Here is a 13,984-nt window from a genome sequence, read left to right on the forward strand (position 1 = left end):
CGCCCCGCCGCGCCCCCGGGCCGCCCGAGCAGCGCGGCGCCGGGCCGGGGAGCACGGGTCGCCCCGCGGGACACGGGGCGCCCGCGCCGTCGTGACCGAACATGACCCTCCGCGTCGGGCCGGGTCGCCGCCGCCGTGCCGTCCCGGCGCCGCTCCACCCGCCGCACGGTGGCGGACCCCGGCACCGGGGAGCGCATCGAGCGCTCCGAGACCGACCTCATCTGAGCGGACGCGGAGCGGCTCACACCAGGGCGGGGACCTTCCGCAGCGCCTCCTGGAGGGCGCCCAGGACGAGGGTCACCGACCCGGCGTCGGCGTTGGGGCCCATCAGGCCGATCCGCCACACGGTGTTCGCGTACTCCTTCACGCCCGCCCCGATCTCCACGGAGAAGTGCTCCAGCAGATAGGCCCGCACCCAGGCGGAGTCGACGCCCTCGGGCACCTTGACCGTGGTCAGCTCCGGGAGGCGGTGCCCCTCGGCGGCGAACAGCTCCAGCCCCATGTCCTGCAGCCCGGCCTGGAGCGCGTCGCCCGCGGCCTGGTGACGGGCCCAGACGTTCTCCAGGCCCTCCTCGGCGATCCTGCGCAGCGCGGCGTCCAGGGACGCGATCATCGCCGTGGGCGCGGTGTGGTGGTAGGTCCGGGCCCGGCCCTGGGCCTCGCCCACGTAGCCGCCGAGCATGCCCAGGTCCAGGTACCAGGAGCGGGGGTGCTGCACCCGGCGCTCGAACGCGGCGTCCGAGATCGTGAACGGCGCCAGTCCCGGGGCGACCCCCAGGCACTTCTGGGTGCCCGCGTAGCCGAGGTCCACCCCCCAGTCGTCCGCGCGCAGCTCGATGCCGCCGATGGACGTGACCGCGTCCACGAGCAGCAGGGCGTCGCCCTTGAGCTCCCCCAGCGCGGCGATGTCGGAGCGCACGCCCGTGGAGGTCTCCGCGTGCACCGCCGCGATGATCTTGGGGGACGGGTGCGCCTCCGCGACGCGCTGCGGGTCGATCGGCTCCCCGTAGGGGAAGTCCACGCGCACCACCTCGGCACCGCACCGGGCCGCGACGTCGCACATCCGCTCGCCGAACAGGCCGTTGACGGCGACGACGACGACGTCGCCCTCCTCCACCGTGTTGACGAACGCCGCCTCCATGCCGGCGGAGCCCGTGGCGCTCAGCGGCAGGGTGCGCCGGTTGTCCGTGCCCCAGACGGTGCGCAGGCCGTCGCAGGCGCTGTCCATGACGTCGAGGAAGGCGGGATCGAGGTGGCCGAGCAGCGGGTGGCCCAGCGCCGCCGTGGCCTCCGGGTAGGGGTTGGACGGGCCGGGGCCGAACAGGTGTCGCTGGATCAGGGGCACGGTGCACTCCTCAAGGGAACGGGTGGACGGGTCCGCCGACCAGCCTATGGCCTGCCCGTGCCGGCGGCCCTCAGCGTGCGGCCCCGCAGGTCGCCGGAGACCTCACCGGCGTCCGAGCCGGCGGAGCAGCGGGCCGAGGCGTCGCGCCGGGGCCCGCCGCGGGGCGGAGCCCTCCGTGCGTCCGTCCGGGCGGCGGGGCTGCCGGGCGATCTCCGACCAGGAGGCGAACATCGCGCTGCCCTCGGTGGCCGTCACGCGGTTCTGCAGCGTGGGGCGCCCCGCGGGGCCCTGGACCACACCGGTGCGCTTGTCGTAGGTGAAGCCGTCGTCGAGGACGATGTGCCGGTCCGTCTCGGTGACCACTGTGTACAGCACCACGTGCTCGCCGGAGTCCGCCCCGGGGTGGACGGCGGCGCGAGAGCCGGGGTGCGTGGCGCCGCCGTGGTTGAAGTCGAACAGGTCGGCCATGGGAGGGGCGTCCTCCTGAGAGCTCGGGGACTCCGGTCGCCGGCACGGCGCCGGCGACGGTCCGGCCCGGGCCCGGTGGCGTGCGGACCCGGTGCGGCGGGTGGGCGCTCCCCACTCTAGCGACCGGTCGCGGGGCCCTCGAGGCGCCGGGTCGCTCTCCCGGCCGGGGCCCCGGGCCGGGGGAGCGCCCGAGGGCTTCCCGCCCCGCGGGCTCGGTCCCGCGGACTCAGTCCCGGGGGCCGGCCGGGACCGGCTGGTGGGTCTCGTACATCCGCGCCGCCACGACCAGGGCCGAGACGGCGCTGATGCCGGCGGCGGCCCAGACCGCGGCGTGCAGGCCCAGCAGGTCGGCCACGATCCCCCCGAGCACGGCCCCGACCGCGTAGCCCAGGTCGCGCCAGACCCGGTAGACGCCCACGGCCCGGCCGCGCCACACGGGGTGGGCGACGTCGCCCACCACCGCCAGCAGCGTCGGGTAGACCATCGCGGTGCCCGCCCCGAGCAGGACCGTCCCGGCGGCCCAGCCGCCGAACCCGTCGCCGGCGGCGATGACGGCCAGGGCCGCGGCCTGGGTGGCCATCCCGGCGGTGATCAGGTGCTTGCGCCCGACCCGGTCCGACAGGGCGCCGGTGACCAGCTGCCCGACGCCCCACACCCCGGGGTAGAGGGCGAAGAGCAGCCCGATCTGGGACACGGTGAGCTCCGCGGTGGCGAACAGCAGGGGGAACAGGCCCCAGGAGAGCCCGAAGTTGAGGTTGTTGACCAGCCCCGCCTGGCTGGCCGAGGACAGCGCGGGCTCCCTCAGGCTGGTCTGGGCGATGATCTGGCGGTCGGTGAGACCGGCGTGCAGGTGGTCGTGCATCCCGTCGGCGCGCGGGGTGTGCCGGCCGGCGTCGAGCAGCGCGTGGCCGCGGGTCTCCTTGACGAAGGCCCCCGACAGCAGCAGCGCCAGGGCGGTGTAGGCCAGGCCCAGCAGGAACGGGGCCGGGCGCAGCCCGTACTGCTCGGCCAGGTACCCGGCCAGCAGGGAGGTCACGGCCACCGCACCGTAGCCGGCGGCCTCGTTGAGCCCCATGGCCAGTCCGCGCTGGGCCGGGCCCACCAGGTCGATCTTCATCACCACGGTCGTGGACCAGGTCAGGCCCTGGTTGACGCCGAGCAGCACGTTGGCGGCCACCACCCACCCCCAGTCCGGGGCGAAGATCAGCATCAGCGGCACCGGCACGGCGAACAGCCAGCCCACCAGCAGCACCGGCTTGCGCCCGTACCGGTCGGAGAAGGTGCCGGCGAACCAGTTGGCGATCGCCTTGGTGATCCCGAACGCGGCCACGTAGGTGAAGATGAAGGTGTAGCCGGTCAGCCCGAACTCGTCGGCGGCCAGCAGCGGCAGCACGGTCTGCTGCTGGCCGACCATGCCGCCGACCAGGGCGTTGACCGCCACCAGGAGCGTGAACTGGGCGGCGTTGGCGCGCAGCCCCAGACGGAGGGGCTCGGGCATGCCGGAGGGTCTCGTCTGCCGACCCATGGCCGCTCCTTCCGGTGTCGTGGGCCCGCCGGACGGCGTGCCCGCTGATGCTCCGAGGAACCGGGAGCAGTGCTGTCAGCAGTGTTCCACGGTTCGCCGGAGGATCGGCCGAGGGAGGGGCGGCGTGACACAGCGCGGGCGGCGCGGCACGCGGAGCCCGGCCCTCCTCCCCCGCCGGCACGCCGGGGCACCTGTTGTGGTCCGGCACACTCCTCGGTAACCTCTGGACAGGCCCACGGCGGGCCCGGATCCCCGGGCCATCTACTAGGCAGAACCGCACCATCGACCACGCAGCGGCCGCCGTCGGCGCACGTCCCCCCGCCCCGGCCCGGGACGCTCCCCGGCGACATCTGCCCCCACCCCGGGAGTTCCGCATGGACACTGACCGCACCCCGCCCGCCGACGCCCGGCAGCTGCTGCTGGAGGCCATCGACCTGGCCGTGGGCAACGCCGCCGTCGACGGCGGCCCCTTCGGCGCCGTCGTCGTCACCGCCGACGGCCGCCGCTTCAGCGGCGTCAACCGCGTCACGGCCGACAACGACCCCACCGCGCACGCGGAGGTCATGGCGATCCGCGCCGCCTGCCGCGAGCTGGGCACCTTCGACCTCTCGGGCGCGACCCTCTACACCAGCTGCGAGCCGTGCCCCATGTGCCTGTCCGCCTCGCTGTGGGCCCGGCTGGACGCCGTCTGGTTCGCCGCGGACCGGCACGACGCGGCCGCCGGCGGCTTCGACGACGCCGAGTTCTACGAGTACTTCGCCACGCCCGAGCACGAACGGTCGCTGCCCGTGCGTCCGGTGGCCCTTGCCGAGCGCACCGCGCCGTTCGAGGCCTGGGCCAGGAACGTCGCGCGCACGGCCTACTGAGCCTCCGTGCGGTCGCGCTCCCGGGCCGCCGCGGCGACCTGCCGGAGGACGTCACCGCACGTCGGAGCCGATCCGTACCGGAATTGTGAGCCGCCTTACGAAATGGTGAACATTTATTTACATGTCAGTACCCTTGCATCGGCGAGCAGCGGCCGGCTCACGGGTCCGATGTGCGATGCAAGTGGGGGGACACCGGAGCACAGCCGGTCGAGCTCCACGGGCGCCGCCCTCGTCCTGATGCATCGAGGACGGCGCCCCTCCTGTCCAGCGCCGGAACCGTTTCCCGAACTGGATTCACGGCCCCGGACCGAGGTCCGGGGCCGTGGCCGGAAGAGCCGCTAGACCAGCTCGTCCGTGAGGTGGTTCGGCGTGCCGAACCGGTGGGCGGTGATGCTGATCGCCTGCTCGTGCAGGAACGGCAGCAGCTCGACCCGGCCGGCCCCGGTGACGGGGTGGGCGTAGACGGCCAGGTCCGGGCGCGAGCCCGTCGCGGCGATGAGGGCCGCGCGGTCCCCGCCGATGAGGCGGACGCGCCCGCCCCCGAGGGCGGGGGCGCCGGCCAGCCACGCGGCGTCGTCCTCCACCCGCACGGGCACGCCGCGGTCGGTGAGCACGGCGCGCACCGGGGCGGGCAGCTCGTGCGCCGTGGAGACGGTCAGCGCGGAGCCCGCCCGCAGCCCGGCGGCGACGACGCGCAGCAGGTCGGCGAGCGGCTCGCCCTCGGACAGGCGCACCGTGACGGGCAGGGGCAGGTAGCGGAAGACGTTGCGCTCGGCGTAGAGCCCGGTGACGTCCTCGGCGACGCCGAACTCCTCGGCCCAGGCGGCCTCGTCGCTGCGCAGCGCCTGCTCGAGGCCCTGCGCCTCGGCCGGCCCGAGGTCCGCCGTGCCCGAGTGCGCGGCCTGCAGCAGCTCGACGGCGGCCGCGTCGGCCACGGGGAGCCCGGCCCCGCGCAGCGGCGCCGGCTCCCACTCGCCCAGGCCCATGAGGTAGCTGGGCCCGCCGGCCTTGGTGCCGGGGCCGACGGCCGACTTCTTCCACCCGCCGAAGGGCTGGCGCTGGACGATGGCCCCGGTGATGTGGCGGTTGACGTAGAGGTTGCCGGCCTGGACGTGCTCGAGCCAGTAGCCGATGTCCTCCGGGTCCAGGGAGTGCAGGCCGGCGGTGAGGCCGTACTCCACCTCGTTCTGGAGGGCCACGGCCTCCTCCAGGGTCTCGGCGGTCATCACGCCGAGCACCGGGCCGAAGTACTCCACCAGGTGGAACTCGGAGCCGCGCTGCACGCCGGTGCGCACGCCCGGGGACCACAACCGGCCGGTCCCGTCGAGCTGCTGCGGCTCGATCAGCCAGGACTGCCCCTCCTCGAGGGTGGTCAGGGCCTGGAGCAGCTTGCCCTCGGCGGGCTCGGTGAGCGGGCCCATCTGCGCGGCAGGGTTGGTCGGGTGGTCGACGGTCAGGGAGGTCACGGCGTCCACGAGCTGGTTGCGGAAGCGGCGGGATTGCGCCACGGAGCCGACCAGGATCACCAGGGAGGCCGCCGAGCACTTCTGCCCGGCGTGGCCGAACGCCGAGTAGGCGACGTCCTTGGCGGCGAGGTCGAAGTCGGCGCTGGGCGTGACGATCAGCGCGTTCTTCCCCGAGGTCTCGGCCAGCAGCGGCAGATCGGAGCGGAAGGTGCGGAACAGCTCCGCCGTCTCGTAGGCGCCGGTGAGGATCAGCCGGTCCACCGCCGGGTGGGAGATCAGCTGGCGGCCGAGGGCGCGCTCCTCGAGGTCCACGAGGGCGAGCACGTCGCGGGGGATCCCGGAGGCGTCGAGGGCCTCCCAGAGTGCCTCGGCGACCACGGCGCCGCAGCGCTTGGTCGGGCCGGCCGGCTTGAACACCACCGGGGAGCCGGCGGCGAGGGCCGCCAGCGCGGACCCTGCCGGGATGGCCACCGGGAAGTTCCACGGCGGGGTCACCACGGTGAGCCGGGAGGGCACGAAGGACGCGCCGTCGACCTCGTCCAGCTCACGGGCGCGCTCGGCGTAGTAGTGGGCGAAGTCGATCGCCTCGCTGATCTCCGGGTCGGCCTGGTCGAGGGTCTTGCCGGCCTCGGCGGCGGCGACCTCGAGCAGCTCGGCCCGGCGGGCGGACAGGGCGTCGCCCGCGCGGTGGAGCACCTCGGCGCGCTGGGCGCCGCTCAGCGCGGCCCAGCCGCGCCCGGCCTCGAGGGCCGCCTCGATGACACGGTCGAGCTGCTCCTCCGTGCGCAGCGCCGCGGCCGTGACGGTCGCCACGCCGGCCCGGGAGCCGGGGACCCGGGCGAGGATCGCCCGCCCCCAGTCCCGGTTGGCGGCCACGGCCGGGTCGGTGTCCGGCGTGTTGGTGAACGCGTCGACCGGGGCGGGCGGCTCGGGCAGGCTGCGGTCCTGGACCCGGTGGGGGGCCGGCACGGTGTCGTCGAGGCCGGCCAGGGAGGCGAGGAAGCGCTGCTTCTCGCGCTCGAAGAGCTCCTCGTCGGTGGAGAGCTCGAAGACCGCGGACATGAAGTTCTCGCGGGACGCGCCCTCCTCGAGCCGGCGGATCAGGTAGGCGATGGCCACGTCGAACTCGGCCGGGTGCACCACGGGGGTGTAGAGCAGCAGGGACCCGACGTCGCGCTTGACGGCCTCGGCCTGGCCGGTGGCCATGCCGAGCAGCATCTCGAAGTCCACGGCCCCGGCCACGCCGCGCTCGGTGGCCAGCAGCCAGGCGAAGGCGATGTCGAAGAGGTTGTGCCCGGCGACGCCGATGCGCACGGCGTCCGTGTGCTCGGGCTGCAGCGCGTAGTTGAGGACCCGCTTGTAGTGGGTGTCCGAGTCCTGCTTGGTGTCCCAGGTCGCCAGGGGCCAGTCGTGCAGGGACGCCTCGACCTGCTCCATCGGCAGGTTCGCGCCCTTGACCACGCGCACCTTCACGGGGGCGCCGCCGGCGGCGCGGCGGGCGGCGGCCCACTCCTGCAGGCGGATCATCGCGGCCAGGGCGTCGGGCAGGTAGGTCTGCAGGACGATGCCGGCCTCCAGGTCCTTGAACCGGGGCTGGTCGAGGATCCGGGTGAAGACCTCGAGGGTCATGTCCAGGTCCTTGTACTCCTCCATGTCCAGGTTGATGAACTTGGGCGCGGTGAAGGAGGCGGCCCGCTCGTACAGCGGGGTGAGCTTCTCGACGACCTCGGTCACTGCCTCGTCGAAGGCCCAGGGCGAGTGCGGGGCGACGGTGGAGGAGACCTTGATGGAGACGTAGTCGACGTCGGGGCGGGCCAGCAGGTCGTGGGTGCCCTGCAGCCGCCGGGCGGCCTCGCGGTCCCCGAGCACGGCCTCGCCCAGGAGGTTGACGTTGAGCCGGACGTCGTCCTTGCGGATCTTCGCGATCGACCTCCCCAGCTTGGCCTCGCTGGCGTCCACGATGAGGTGGCCCACCATCTCGCGCAGCGCCTTGCGGGCCGCGGGGATGACGACCTGCGGGGCCACGGGGGCGAGGGCCCCGCCCGCGCGCACCGCGGAGCGCAGGTACCAGGGCAGGAAGCCGGGGACCTTCGGCGCCAGTCGGGCCAGGTTGCGGGCCGCCACCCGGAGGTCCTCGGGGCGGATGACGCCGTCCACGAAGCCGACCGTGAAGTCCAGGCCGGCGGGATCCTTCAGCACGCCCGCCAGCTGCTCCCCCGAGGCGTCCCGGGGGAACTGCTCCGCCTCGGTGAGCCAGCGGCGCACCGTGGCCACGGCCTGCTCGGGCAGCGACGCCGGGATGGCGGCGTGGGGGAGGGTGCGTCCCACCGCGGGGCGGCCGGTGGCCTGCGCCGCCGGGGGGACGGGGATCGTCGTCATGGGTGGTACTCCCTGGGTTGGGTCGAAAGCACTGCGGTACGTCCAGTGTGCGCCCCGGGACGATTCGGATAAAGTGAAGAATTCCACAGATGATTCGTCAGCAGTACTAATCTTTGGGAGGCGGCGGAATGCTGGACGTGCGCAAGCTGCGGCTGCTGCGGGAACTCGCCCTGCGGGGCACCCTCGCGGAGGTCGCCGCCGCCCTGAACTTCAGCCCCTCGGCGGTCTCCCAGCAGCTCTCGGCGCTGGAGAAGGAGGCGGGGGTGGCCCTGCTCTCGAAGGCCGGCCGGCGGGTCCAGCTCACGCCGCAGGCGGAGATCCTGGTGGCGCGCACCACCGAGCTGCTGGACGTCCTGGAGCGCACCGAGTCGGACCTGGCGGCGTCGCTGAGCACGGTCACCGGCACCGTGCGGGTCGCCGTGTTCCAGTCCGCGGCCCTGGCGCTGCTGCCGGAGGTGCTGGGCGCCATGCGCCGCGAGCACCCGGACGTGCGGGTCGAGATGGTGCAGGCCGAGCCGGAGCGGGCCCTCTACGAGACCTGGGCCCGGGAGTTCGACGTGGTCGTGGCGGAGCAGTACCCGAGCCACGCCGCCGCCCACCACCCGGACCTGGACCGGCGGCGGCTGATCACGGACGCCATCCGCCTGGCCGTCCCCCCGGGCCCCGAGCACGCGTCCGTCGCCTCCCTGCGGGACGCCCGCGAGCTCCCGTGGGTCATGGAACCGCGGGGAGCCGCCTCGCGGCACTGGGGCGAGCAGCTGTGCCGGCGGGCGGGCTTCGAGCCGGACGTCCGGTTCTCGACGGCGGACCTGCAGGCGCAGACCCGGCTCGTGGAGTCCGGCAACGCCGTGGCGCTCATGCCGGACCTGATGTGGGCGGGCGGGGACTCGCCCTGCCGGCTGGTCGACCTGCCGACCGGGCCCCGGCGGACGGTGTTCACCTCGATCCGCGGAGCGAGCGCCCACCGCCCGGCGATCCTCGCGCTGCGCGCCGCCCTCGAGACGGTGGCCGCCGGCCTGGCCGGACGGATGGAGTGAGCCGGAGGGAGCCGGCCGGGCGGAGCGCTACGGGCGGAGCGCTGCCCGGCTCGTGAGCGCCCCGCGCAGCCGGTCGTCCGCGATCTGCTCCAGCAGCCACGGGCTGAGCAGGAACGGCGCGGCCTCCGCCGCGGCGAACAGCTCCTCCGGGGCGATCCAGGCGACCTCCGCGACCTCGGCGGGCAGCGGCCGGGGCCGCCCGGTGGCCCGCGCCAGGTAGACGGGGCAGAACTCGTTCTCCACGATCCCGGAGGCGTCCACCGCCCGGTAGCGGAAGTCGGGCAGCACCTCCGTCATCGCCGTCACCTCGAAGCCCAGCTCCTGGCCGGCGCGGCGCGCGATGGCTTCCACGAACCCCTCGCCGGGGCCCGGGTGACCGCAGAAGCTGTTGGTCCACACCCCGGGCCAGGTCTTCTTCGCGAGCGCCCGGCGGGTCAGCAGCAGCCGCCCGTCGTCGTCGAGGACGTAGCACGAGACCGCCAGGTGCAGGGGGGTGTCCGTGGTGTGCACCCCGGCCTTGGGCGCGGTTCCGATGGGACGGTGCGCCTCGTCGAGGAGGACGACTTCTTCGGCTGACATGGGCCTCGTTCCGGTCGGCGGGCGGGTGCGGGTGCTCCCCCATTCTCGCAGGATCCGCGGGGCGGCGGTACGCGGGCCCGCCGAGTGGACAACGGGGCGCGGGCGGAGCACGATCGGGAACCATGCGACGACGTCGGCCCGCCACCGCCCCCCTGCCGCTGCGGGACGGGGTGGACCCGGTCCGGGTGCGGCTGCCGGCCGCCGGGGCCGACGCCCCCGGGACCGTCCGCGGCTATCTGCTGAGCAGGTTCCCCGCGTCCGCGCCCGAGCTCGAGGAGCTCTTCGCGGCCGGCGGGATCGTCGACGACGCCGGGCGGCCCCTCCCCCACGACGCTCCCCTCCGCCCCGGCGGCTCGGTCTGGTACCACCGCGCCCTGCCCGAGGAGCCGGAGCTGCCCGGGGACCTGCCGGTCCTGTTCGAGGACGAGTGGCTGCTGGCGGTCGACAAGCCGCACGGGCTGCCCACCACGCCGCGCGGCGGCTTCGTGGCGCAGAGCGCGCTCGTGAAGCTGCGCCGCTCCCGCCGCGAGGACCGGCTCTCCCCGCTGCACCGGCTCGACCGCGGCACCGCGGGGGTGCTGCTGCTCTCGCGGGACCCCGGCACCCGGGGCCGGTTCCAGACCCTCTTCCAGGAGCGTGCGGTGGCGAAGGAGTACGAGGCCGTGGCCGCGCACCGGCCCGGGCTGCGCCTCCCGCGGCTCGTCGAGTCCCGCATCGTCAAGGACCGCACGTCCCTGCAGGCGCGGGAGGTGCCGGGACCCGTCAACGCCCGCACCCAGGTGGAGAGCGCCGGGCCGCCGTTCGCGGACGAGGAGGGGACGTGGGCCCGCTACGTCCTCCGGCCCGAGACCGGGCGCACCCACCAGATCCGGGTGCACCTGGCCGGCCTGGGCGTCCCGGTGCGCCACGACCCCCTGTACCCGCAGGTGCGGCCGGCCGGCGCCGAGGACCCCGGCCGGCCGCTTCAGCTGCTGGCCCGCCGCATCGCCCTCGTCCACCCGGTGACCGGCGAGCCGCTCGTGCTCGAGAGCCGCCGCGCCCTGCCGTCCGGGGACGCCGCGTGAGGGCTCCGCACGCCCCCCGGGCGACGGGCCGCGTCCCGGCGCCGGACGTGGCCCGGGGGCTCATGCTCTGGGTCATCGCGGTCGCCAACGTCACCGTCTGGATCTGGGCTGCCGGGCCCACGGACGGTCCCCGGGACCGGACGCTGGGCACCGGTGCGGGCACCGCGGCGTGGACGGCGGACGACGTCGCCAACATGGCCATGTCGATGCTCGTGGACGGCCGCGGCTTCCCCCTGTTCTCGTTCCTGGTCGGCTACGGCGTGGGCCAGATCGCCGCGCGGGAGGCCGCCCGCGGCACGCCGCCGCCCCTGGCGCGCCGGCTGCTGCTGCGCCGCTACGGGTGGCTGCTCCTCGTCGGGGCCCTGCACGCGTGCCTGCTCTTCCCCGGGGACATCATCACCGCCTACGCGTTCGGCGGGCTCTTCCTCGCCGTGCTGATCGCCGAGAGCACGCGCACCCTCGTGATCCTCTCCGCCCTCGGCTCGGTGCTCATGGTGCTCTACGGTGCGGCGAGCTGGTCCGTGCGGACACCCGGCACGCCGCCCTTCCCCAGCCTGGTGGCGGACTCGATCCCGGAGCGGCTGGTCCTCGGGCTCGTGGAGGGGCTCGGGGTGGTGTCCTTCGCCCCGCTCCAGCTGCTCGGCCTGCTGCCCATGCTGCTGCTCGGGCTGGCCCTGAGCCGGTACCGCGTGCTCGAGGACCCCGGGCCCCGCCGCGGCCGGCTGCTGGTCACGGCCCTGGTCTGCATCGGGCTCGGGCTGCTCACGGGCGTGGGCACCGGACTCCTGACCACGGACCGGCTCGAGCCCTCGCCGGCCGCCGGGTCCGTGCTCACCGGCCTGGACGCGGTGACCGGCGCCGCGCAGGGCATCGGCTACGCGCTGCTCGTGGCGCTGGTCTGCGACCGCGTGCTGGGCCCCCGGGCCGCGGCCCTCCGGGCGCGCGAGCATCCCGCGCTGTGGTCGCTGCAGGCCCTCGGCCGCCGGTCGATGAGCGGCTATCTCGCCCAGTCCGTGCTGTTCACCGTGCTGCTGCCCCCGTTCGCACTGGGGCTCGGCCGCTCTCTGACGCCCACCGCCGCGCTGCTGCTCGGCTCCGCCGTGTGGCTGGTCACGCTGCTCGGCGCGGCCCTGCTGGAGCGGCGCGGCCTCCCCGGACCGGCCGAGACCCTGCACCGGCGGCTCTTCCTCGGCCCCGGCGGGAACCGCGCCGAGGACCGCGGCGGGCCGCCGGCCCCGGCGAGCGCCTAGGCTCGGCACCAGCACCCCTCCCCCGCCAGCACAGGAGTTCCCATGCCCCCGACGACCGGAGCGGGCGCCGCGCCCACCGCGGCGACCCCCGAGCCCACCGCACACCCCACGCCCACCGAGCACCCCGGCGCCGCCGCACCGGGCGCCGCGGCCGCGCTGCGTGCCGACAAGGCCGCCCACTCGGTCCGAGAGCTGTTCGCCGGACGGGCGCTGGGGGTGCCCGGCACGCTGCTCGGCGCCCCGGCGCACCCGCGTCCCACGTCCCCGAAGGCCCCGTGGCACTACTGGTGGCAGGCGCACCTGCTCGACGCCCTCGTGGACGCCGGGCTGCGGCACCTGGACGACCCGGCGCGGGCCCGGCGGTTCCGCCGGGAGGGGCACCGCCTGCTGCGGGGCATCACCCTGCGCAGCGGCGGCCGGGTGACCCACAACTCCTACTACGACGACATGGCGTGGCTGCTGCTGGCCGTGGGCCGTCTCGCCGAGCTGGACCGCGCCCTGACCGGCCGGCCGGACGTCGCGTGCCTGGACGCGGGCAGCGCCCTGCTCGCCCGGCTCGAACGGGGCCACACCGGGGACCTCGGGGGCGGGGTCTTCTGGAACACCCGCCACGACGTCAAGAACACGGCGTCCTCCGCGCCCACGGCCCTCGGCTTCGTGCGCACGCACCGCCGGGAACAGGCCGGCGCGGTGCTCGACTGGCTGCGGGCCACCCTCTGGGACCCGGAACGGAAGGTCTTCCACGACGGTCTGCAGCTGGTCGCCGCCGGGTCCGGCACCGAGGTGACGCGCCGGGACGAGAGGCTGTTCAGCTACAACTCCGGGCCGGTGCTCGGTCTGCTCCTCGAGCTCGCGGACGCCCCGGGCACGGGCGAGCAGGACCGGGCGGACCTGCTGCGCACGGCCGCCGACGTGGTGGCGGGCGCCGCGCAGGAGTACGGCCGCGACCTGGACGGACGCCCCGTCCTGCGCACCCACGGCGGCGGGGACGGCGGCCTGTTCAGCGGGATCCTGGCCCGCTACCTCTCCGATGCCGCCCTGCACCCGGGACTGCCCGCCGCGGCGCGCCGCACCGCGGCCGCGCTCGTGACCGGCACCGCCGACGCCCTGTGGGCGGGCCGGCGGGAGTTCGATCCCGCGGTGGACTTCAACGCGCCCCCCACCGCACCGGCGGCCGCCGGCGAGACGGTCGCGATCTTCTCCCCGGACCCGGCGCGGCACGCCGACGAGTCGCAGCGCCCCGGCGTGCCGGTCGAGCTGTCCACACAGGTGCAGGCGTGGACGGTCCTGGAGGCCGCCGCCCGGCTGGCCCGCCCGGGAGCGGTCCCCGGGGACACCGGCTCCGCTGAGCGCTGAACCGGCCGCCCCGGGCGGTGCGGGCCGTGGCCCCGCCCGGGGTCTTGGGATAGAACAGCAGTATGAACTTCCTCCGCACCCCCGATCCGAACCCCGGTTGGCTCAACGAGGACGACCTGCAGGAGGCCCGGCGCCGCCTGCCGATGGTCTACGTGCAGGCCCTGCCGGTCCGGCTCGATCCGCTGGGCTACCTCTCCGAGATCGGGCTGCTGCTGCAGGCGACCCCCGAGGGGAAGATGATGTACACCTTCGTCTCCGGCCGGGTGCTGTACCGGGAGACCATCCGGGCCGCGCTGCTGCGCCATCTGGAGAAGGACCTGGGGGCCATGGCGTTCCCGCAGCTGCCGGTCTCCACCACGCCCTTCGCCGTGGCCGAGTTCTTCCCCTCGCCGTCCGAGACGGGGCTCACCGACGACCGGCAGCACGCGGTGGCGCTGAGCTACATCGTGCCGGTGCGCGGGGAGTGCAGCCCCCGCCAGGACGCCCTGCAGCTGTCCTGGATGAGCCCCGAGGAGGCGCTCAGCCCCGAGGTGCAGGCGGAGTTCGCGGGCGGTCGCGGAGACCTGGTGCGCCAGGCCGTGGCCCACGCCGGCTGGGGCCGCTGAGCGGCGTCACCGGCGCACGGGCGCTCGCCGTCACCCGCCCCCGG

General features: G+C 75.3%; 11 protein-coding genes. 6 read left to right on the plus strand and 5 right to left on the minus strand.

The window, feature by feature from the left end; translation table 11 throughout:
- Positions 1-241: 241 nt before the first annotated feature.
- From ACZ2G1_RS08485 to ACZ2G1_RS08495, 3 genes are all read right to left on the minus strand, one after another.
- Complete coding sequence (locus ACZ2G1_RS08485; protein WP_017833910.1) at positions 242-1,345, minus strand: pyridoxal-phosphate-dependent aminotransferase family protein; 1,104 nt, start codon at positions 1,343-1,345, stop codon at positions 242-244.
- A gap of 102 nt (positions 1,346-1,447) precedes the next feature.
- Positions 1,448-1,813 carry a hypothetical protein gene (locus ACZ2G1_RS08490; RefSeq protein WP_109221737.1) on the minus strand — a complete coding sequence of 122 codons (366 nt, stop codon included), beginning with the start codon at positions 1,811-1,813 and terminating at the stop codon, positions 1,448-1,450.
- A 226-nt stretch (positions 1,814-2,039) separates the two neighbouring features.
- Positions 2,040-3,311, minus strand: a complete 1,272-nt coding sequence (locus ACZ2G1_RS08495) for an MFS transporter (protein ID WP_232035251.1) — start codon at positions 3,309-3,311, stop codon at positions 2,040-2,042.
- Between the two features lie 401 nt (positions 3,312-3,712).
- Between ACZ2G1_RS08495 and ACZ2G1_RS08500 the strand changes: the two genes are divergently transcribed.
- On the plus strand, positions 3,713-4,204 hold the full coding sequence (locus ACZ2G1_RS08500) for a nucleoside deaminase (protein WP_017833907.1): 492 nt from the start codon (positions 3,713-3,715) through the stop codon (positions 4,202-4,204).
- A 338-nt stretch (positions 4,205-4,542) separates the two neighbouring features.
- Here ACZ2G1_RS08500 and ACZ2G1_RS08505 read toward each other — a convergent pair whose 3' ends face one another.
- Entirely contained in the window at positions 4,543-8,049 is a 3,507-nt protein-coding gene (locus ACZ2G1_RS08505; RefSeq protein WP_470377691.1) for a bifunctional proline dehydrogenase/L-glutamate gamma-semialdehyde dehydrogenase, read from the minus strand.
- Between the two features lie 128 nt (positions 8,050-8,177).
- On the opposite strand from ACZ2G1_RS08505, the gene ACZ2G1_RS08510 reads away from it, so the two are divergent.
- Positions 8,178-9,086, plus strand: a complete 909-nt coding sequence (locus ACZ2G1_RS08510; protein ID WP_035927786.1) for a LysR substrate-binding domain-containing protein — start codon at positions 8,178-8,180, stop codon at positions 9,084-9,086.
- Positions 9,087-9,113: 27 nt separating this feature from the next.
- Here ACZ2G1_RS08510 and idi read toward each other — a convergent pair whose 3' ends face one another.
- Positions 9,114-9,665 carry an isopentenyl-diphosphate Delta-isomerase gene (gene idi, locus ACZ2G1_RS08515; RefSeq protein ID WP_017833904.1) on the minus strand — a complete coding sequence of 184 codons (552 nt, stop codon included), beginning with the start codon at positions 9,663-9,665 and terminating at the stop codon, positions 9,114-9,116.
- 122 nt (positions 9,666-9,787) lie between these two features.
- Between idi and ACZ2G1_RS08520 the strand changes: the two genes are divergently transcribed.
- The 4 genes from ACZ2G1_RS08520 (at position 9,788) to ACZ2G1_RS08535 (ending at position 13,940) form a co-directional block, all read left to right on the plus strand.
- Positions 9,788-10,729 (plus strand): pseudouridine synthase, encoded by a 942-nt coding sequence (locus ACZ2G1_RS08520; protein ID WP_043739122.1) that lies wholly within the window; start codon positions 9,788-9,790, stop codon positions 10,727-10,729.
- The gene (locus ACZ2G1_RS08525) at positions 10,726-11,979 is read left to right on the plus strand and encodes a DUF418 domain-containing protein (RefSeq protein WP_470377692.1); all 1,254 of its coding nucleotides are present in this window, start codon (positions 10,726-10,728) and stop codon (positions 11,977-11,979) included. Before ACZ2G1_RS08520 ends, ACZ2G1_RS08525 begins: the two co-directional genes overlap by 4 nt.
- A 42-nt stretch (positions 11,980-12,021) precedes the next feature.
- Positions 12,022-13,335 (plus strand): glycoside hydrolase family 76 protein, encoded by a 1,314-nt coding sequence (locus ACZ2G1_RS08530; protein ID WP_172604388.1) that lies wholly within the window; start codon positions 12,022-12,024, stop codon positions 13,333-13,335.
- A 62-nt stretch (positions 13,336-13,397) separates the two neighbouring features.
- Positions 13,398-13,940 carry an NUDIX hydrolase family protein gene (locus ACZ2G1_RS08535; RefSeq protein ID WP_017833900.1) on the plus strand — a complete coding sequence of 181 codons (543 nt, stop codon included), beginning with the start codon at positions 13,398-13,400 and terminating at the stop codon, positions 13,938-13,940.
- The last annotated feature ends 44 nt before the right edge of the window (positions 13,941-13,984 follow it).

The organism is Kocuria sp. KKT182 (assembly GCF_055635395.1).

Bases quoted from the DNA above. Each gene is read 5' to 3' on its own strand.
- ACZ2G1_RS08490 (WP_109221737.1), bottom strand. From the start codon at position 1,813: ATGGCCGACCTGTTCGACTTCAACCACGGCGGCGCCACGCACCCCGGC.
- ACZ2G1_RS08495 (WP_232035251.1), bottom strand. From the start codon at position 3,311: ATGCCCGAGCCCCTCCGTCTGGGGCTGCGCGCCAACGCCGCCCAGTTC.
- ACZ2G1_RS08500 (WP_017833907.1), top strand. From the start codon at position 3,713: ATGGACACTGACCGCACCCCGCCCGCCGACGCCCGGCAGCTGCTGCTG.
- ACZ2G1_RS08505 (WP_470377691.1), bottom strand. From the start codon at position 8,049: ATGACGACGATCCCCGTCCCCCCGGCGGCGCAGGCCACCGGCCGCCCC.
- ACZ2G1_RS08510 (WP_035927786.1), top strand. From the start codon at position 8,178: ATGCTGGACGTGCGCAAGCTGCGGCTGCTGCGGGAACTCGCCCTGCGG.
- idi (WP_017833904.1), bottom strand. From the start codon at position 9,665: ATGTCAGCCGAAGAAGTCGTCCTCCTCGACGAGGCGCACCGTCCCATC.
- ACZ2G1_RS08520 (WP_043739122.1), top strand. From the start codon at position 9,788: ATGCGACGACGTCGGCCCGCCACCGCCCCCCTGCCGCTGCGGGACGGG.
- ACZ2G1_RS08530 (WP_172604388.1), top strand. From the start codon at position 12,022: ATGCCCCCGACGACCGGAGCGGGCGCCGCGCCCACCGCGGCGACCCCC.
- ACZ2G1_RS08535 (WP_017833900.1), top strand. From the start codon at position 13,398: ATGAACTTCCTCCGCACCCCCGATCCGAACCCCGGTTGGCTCAACGAG.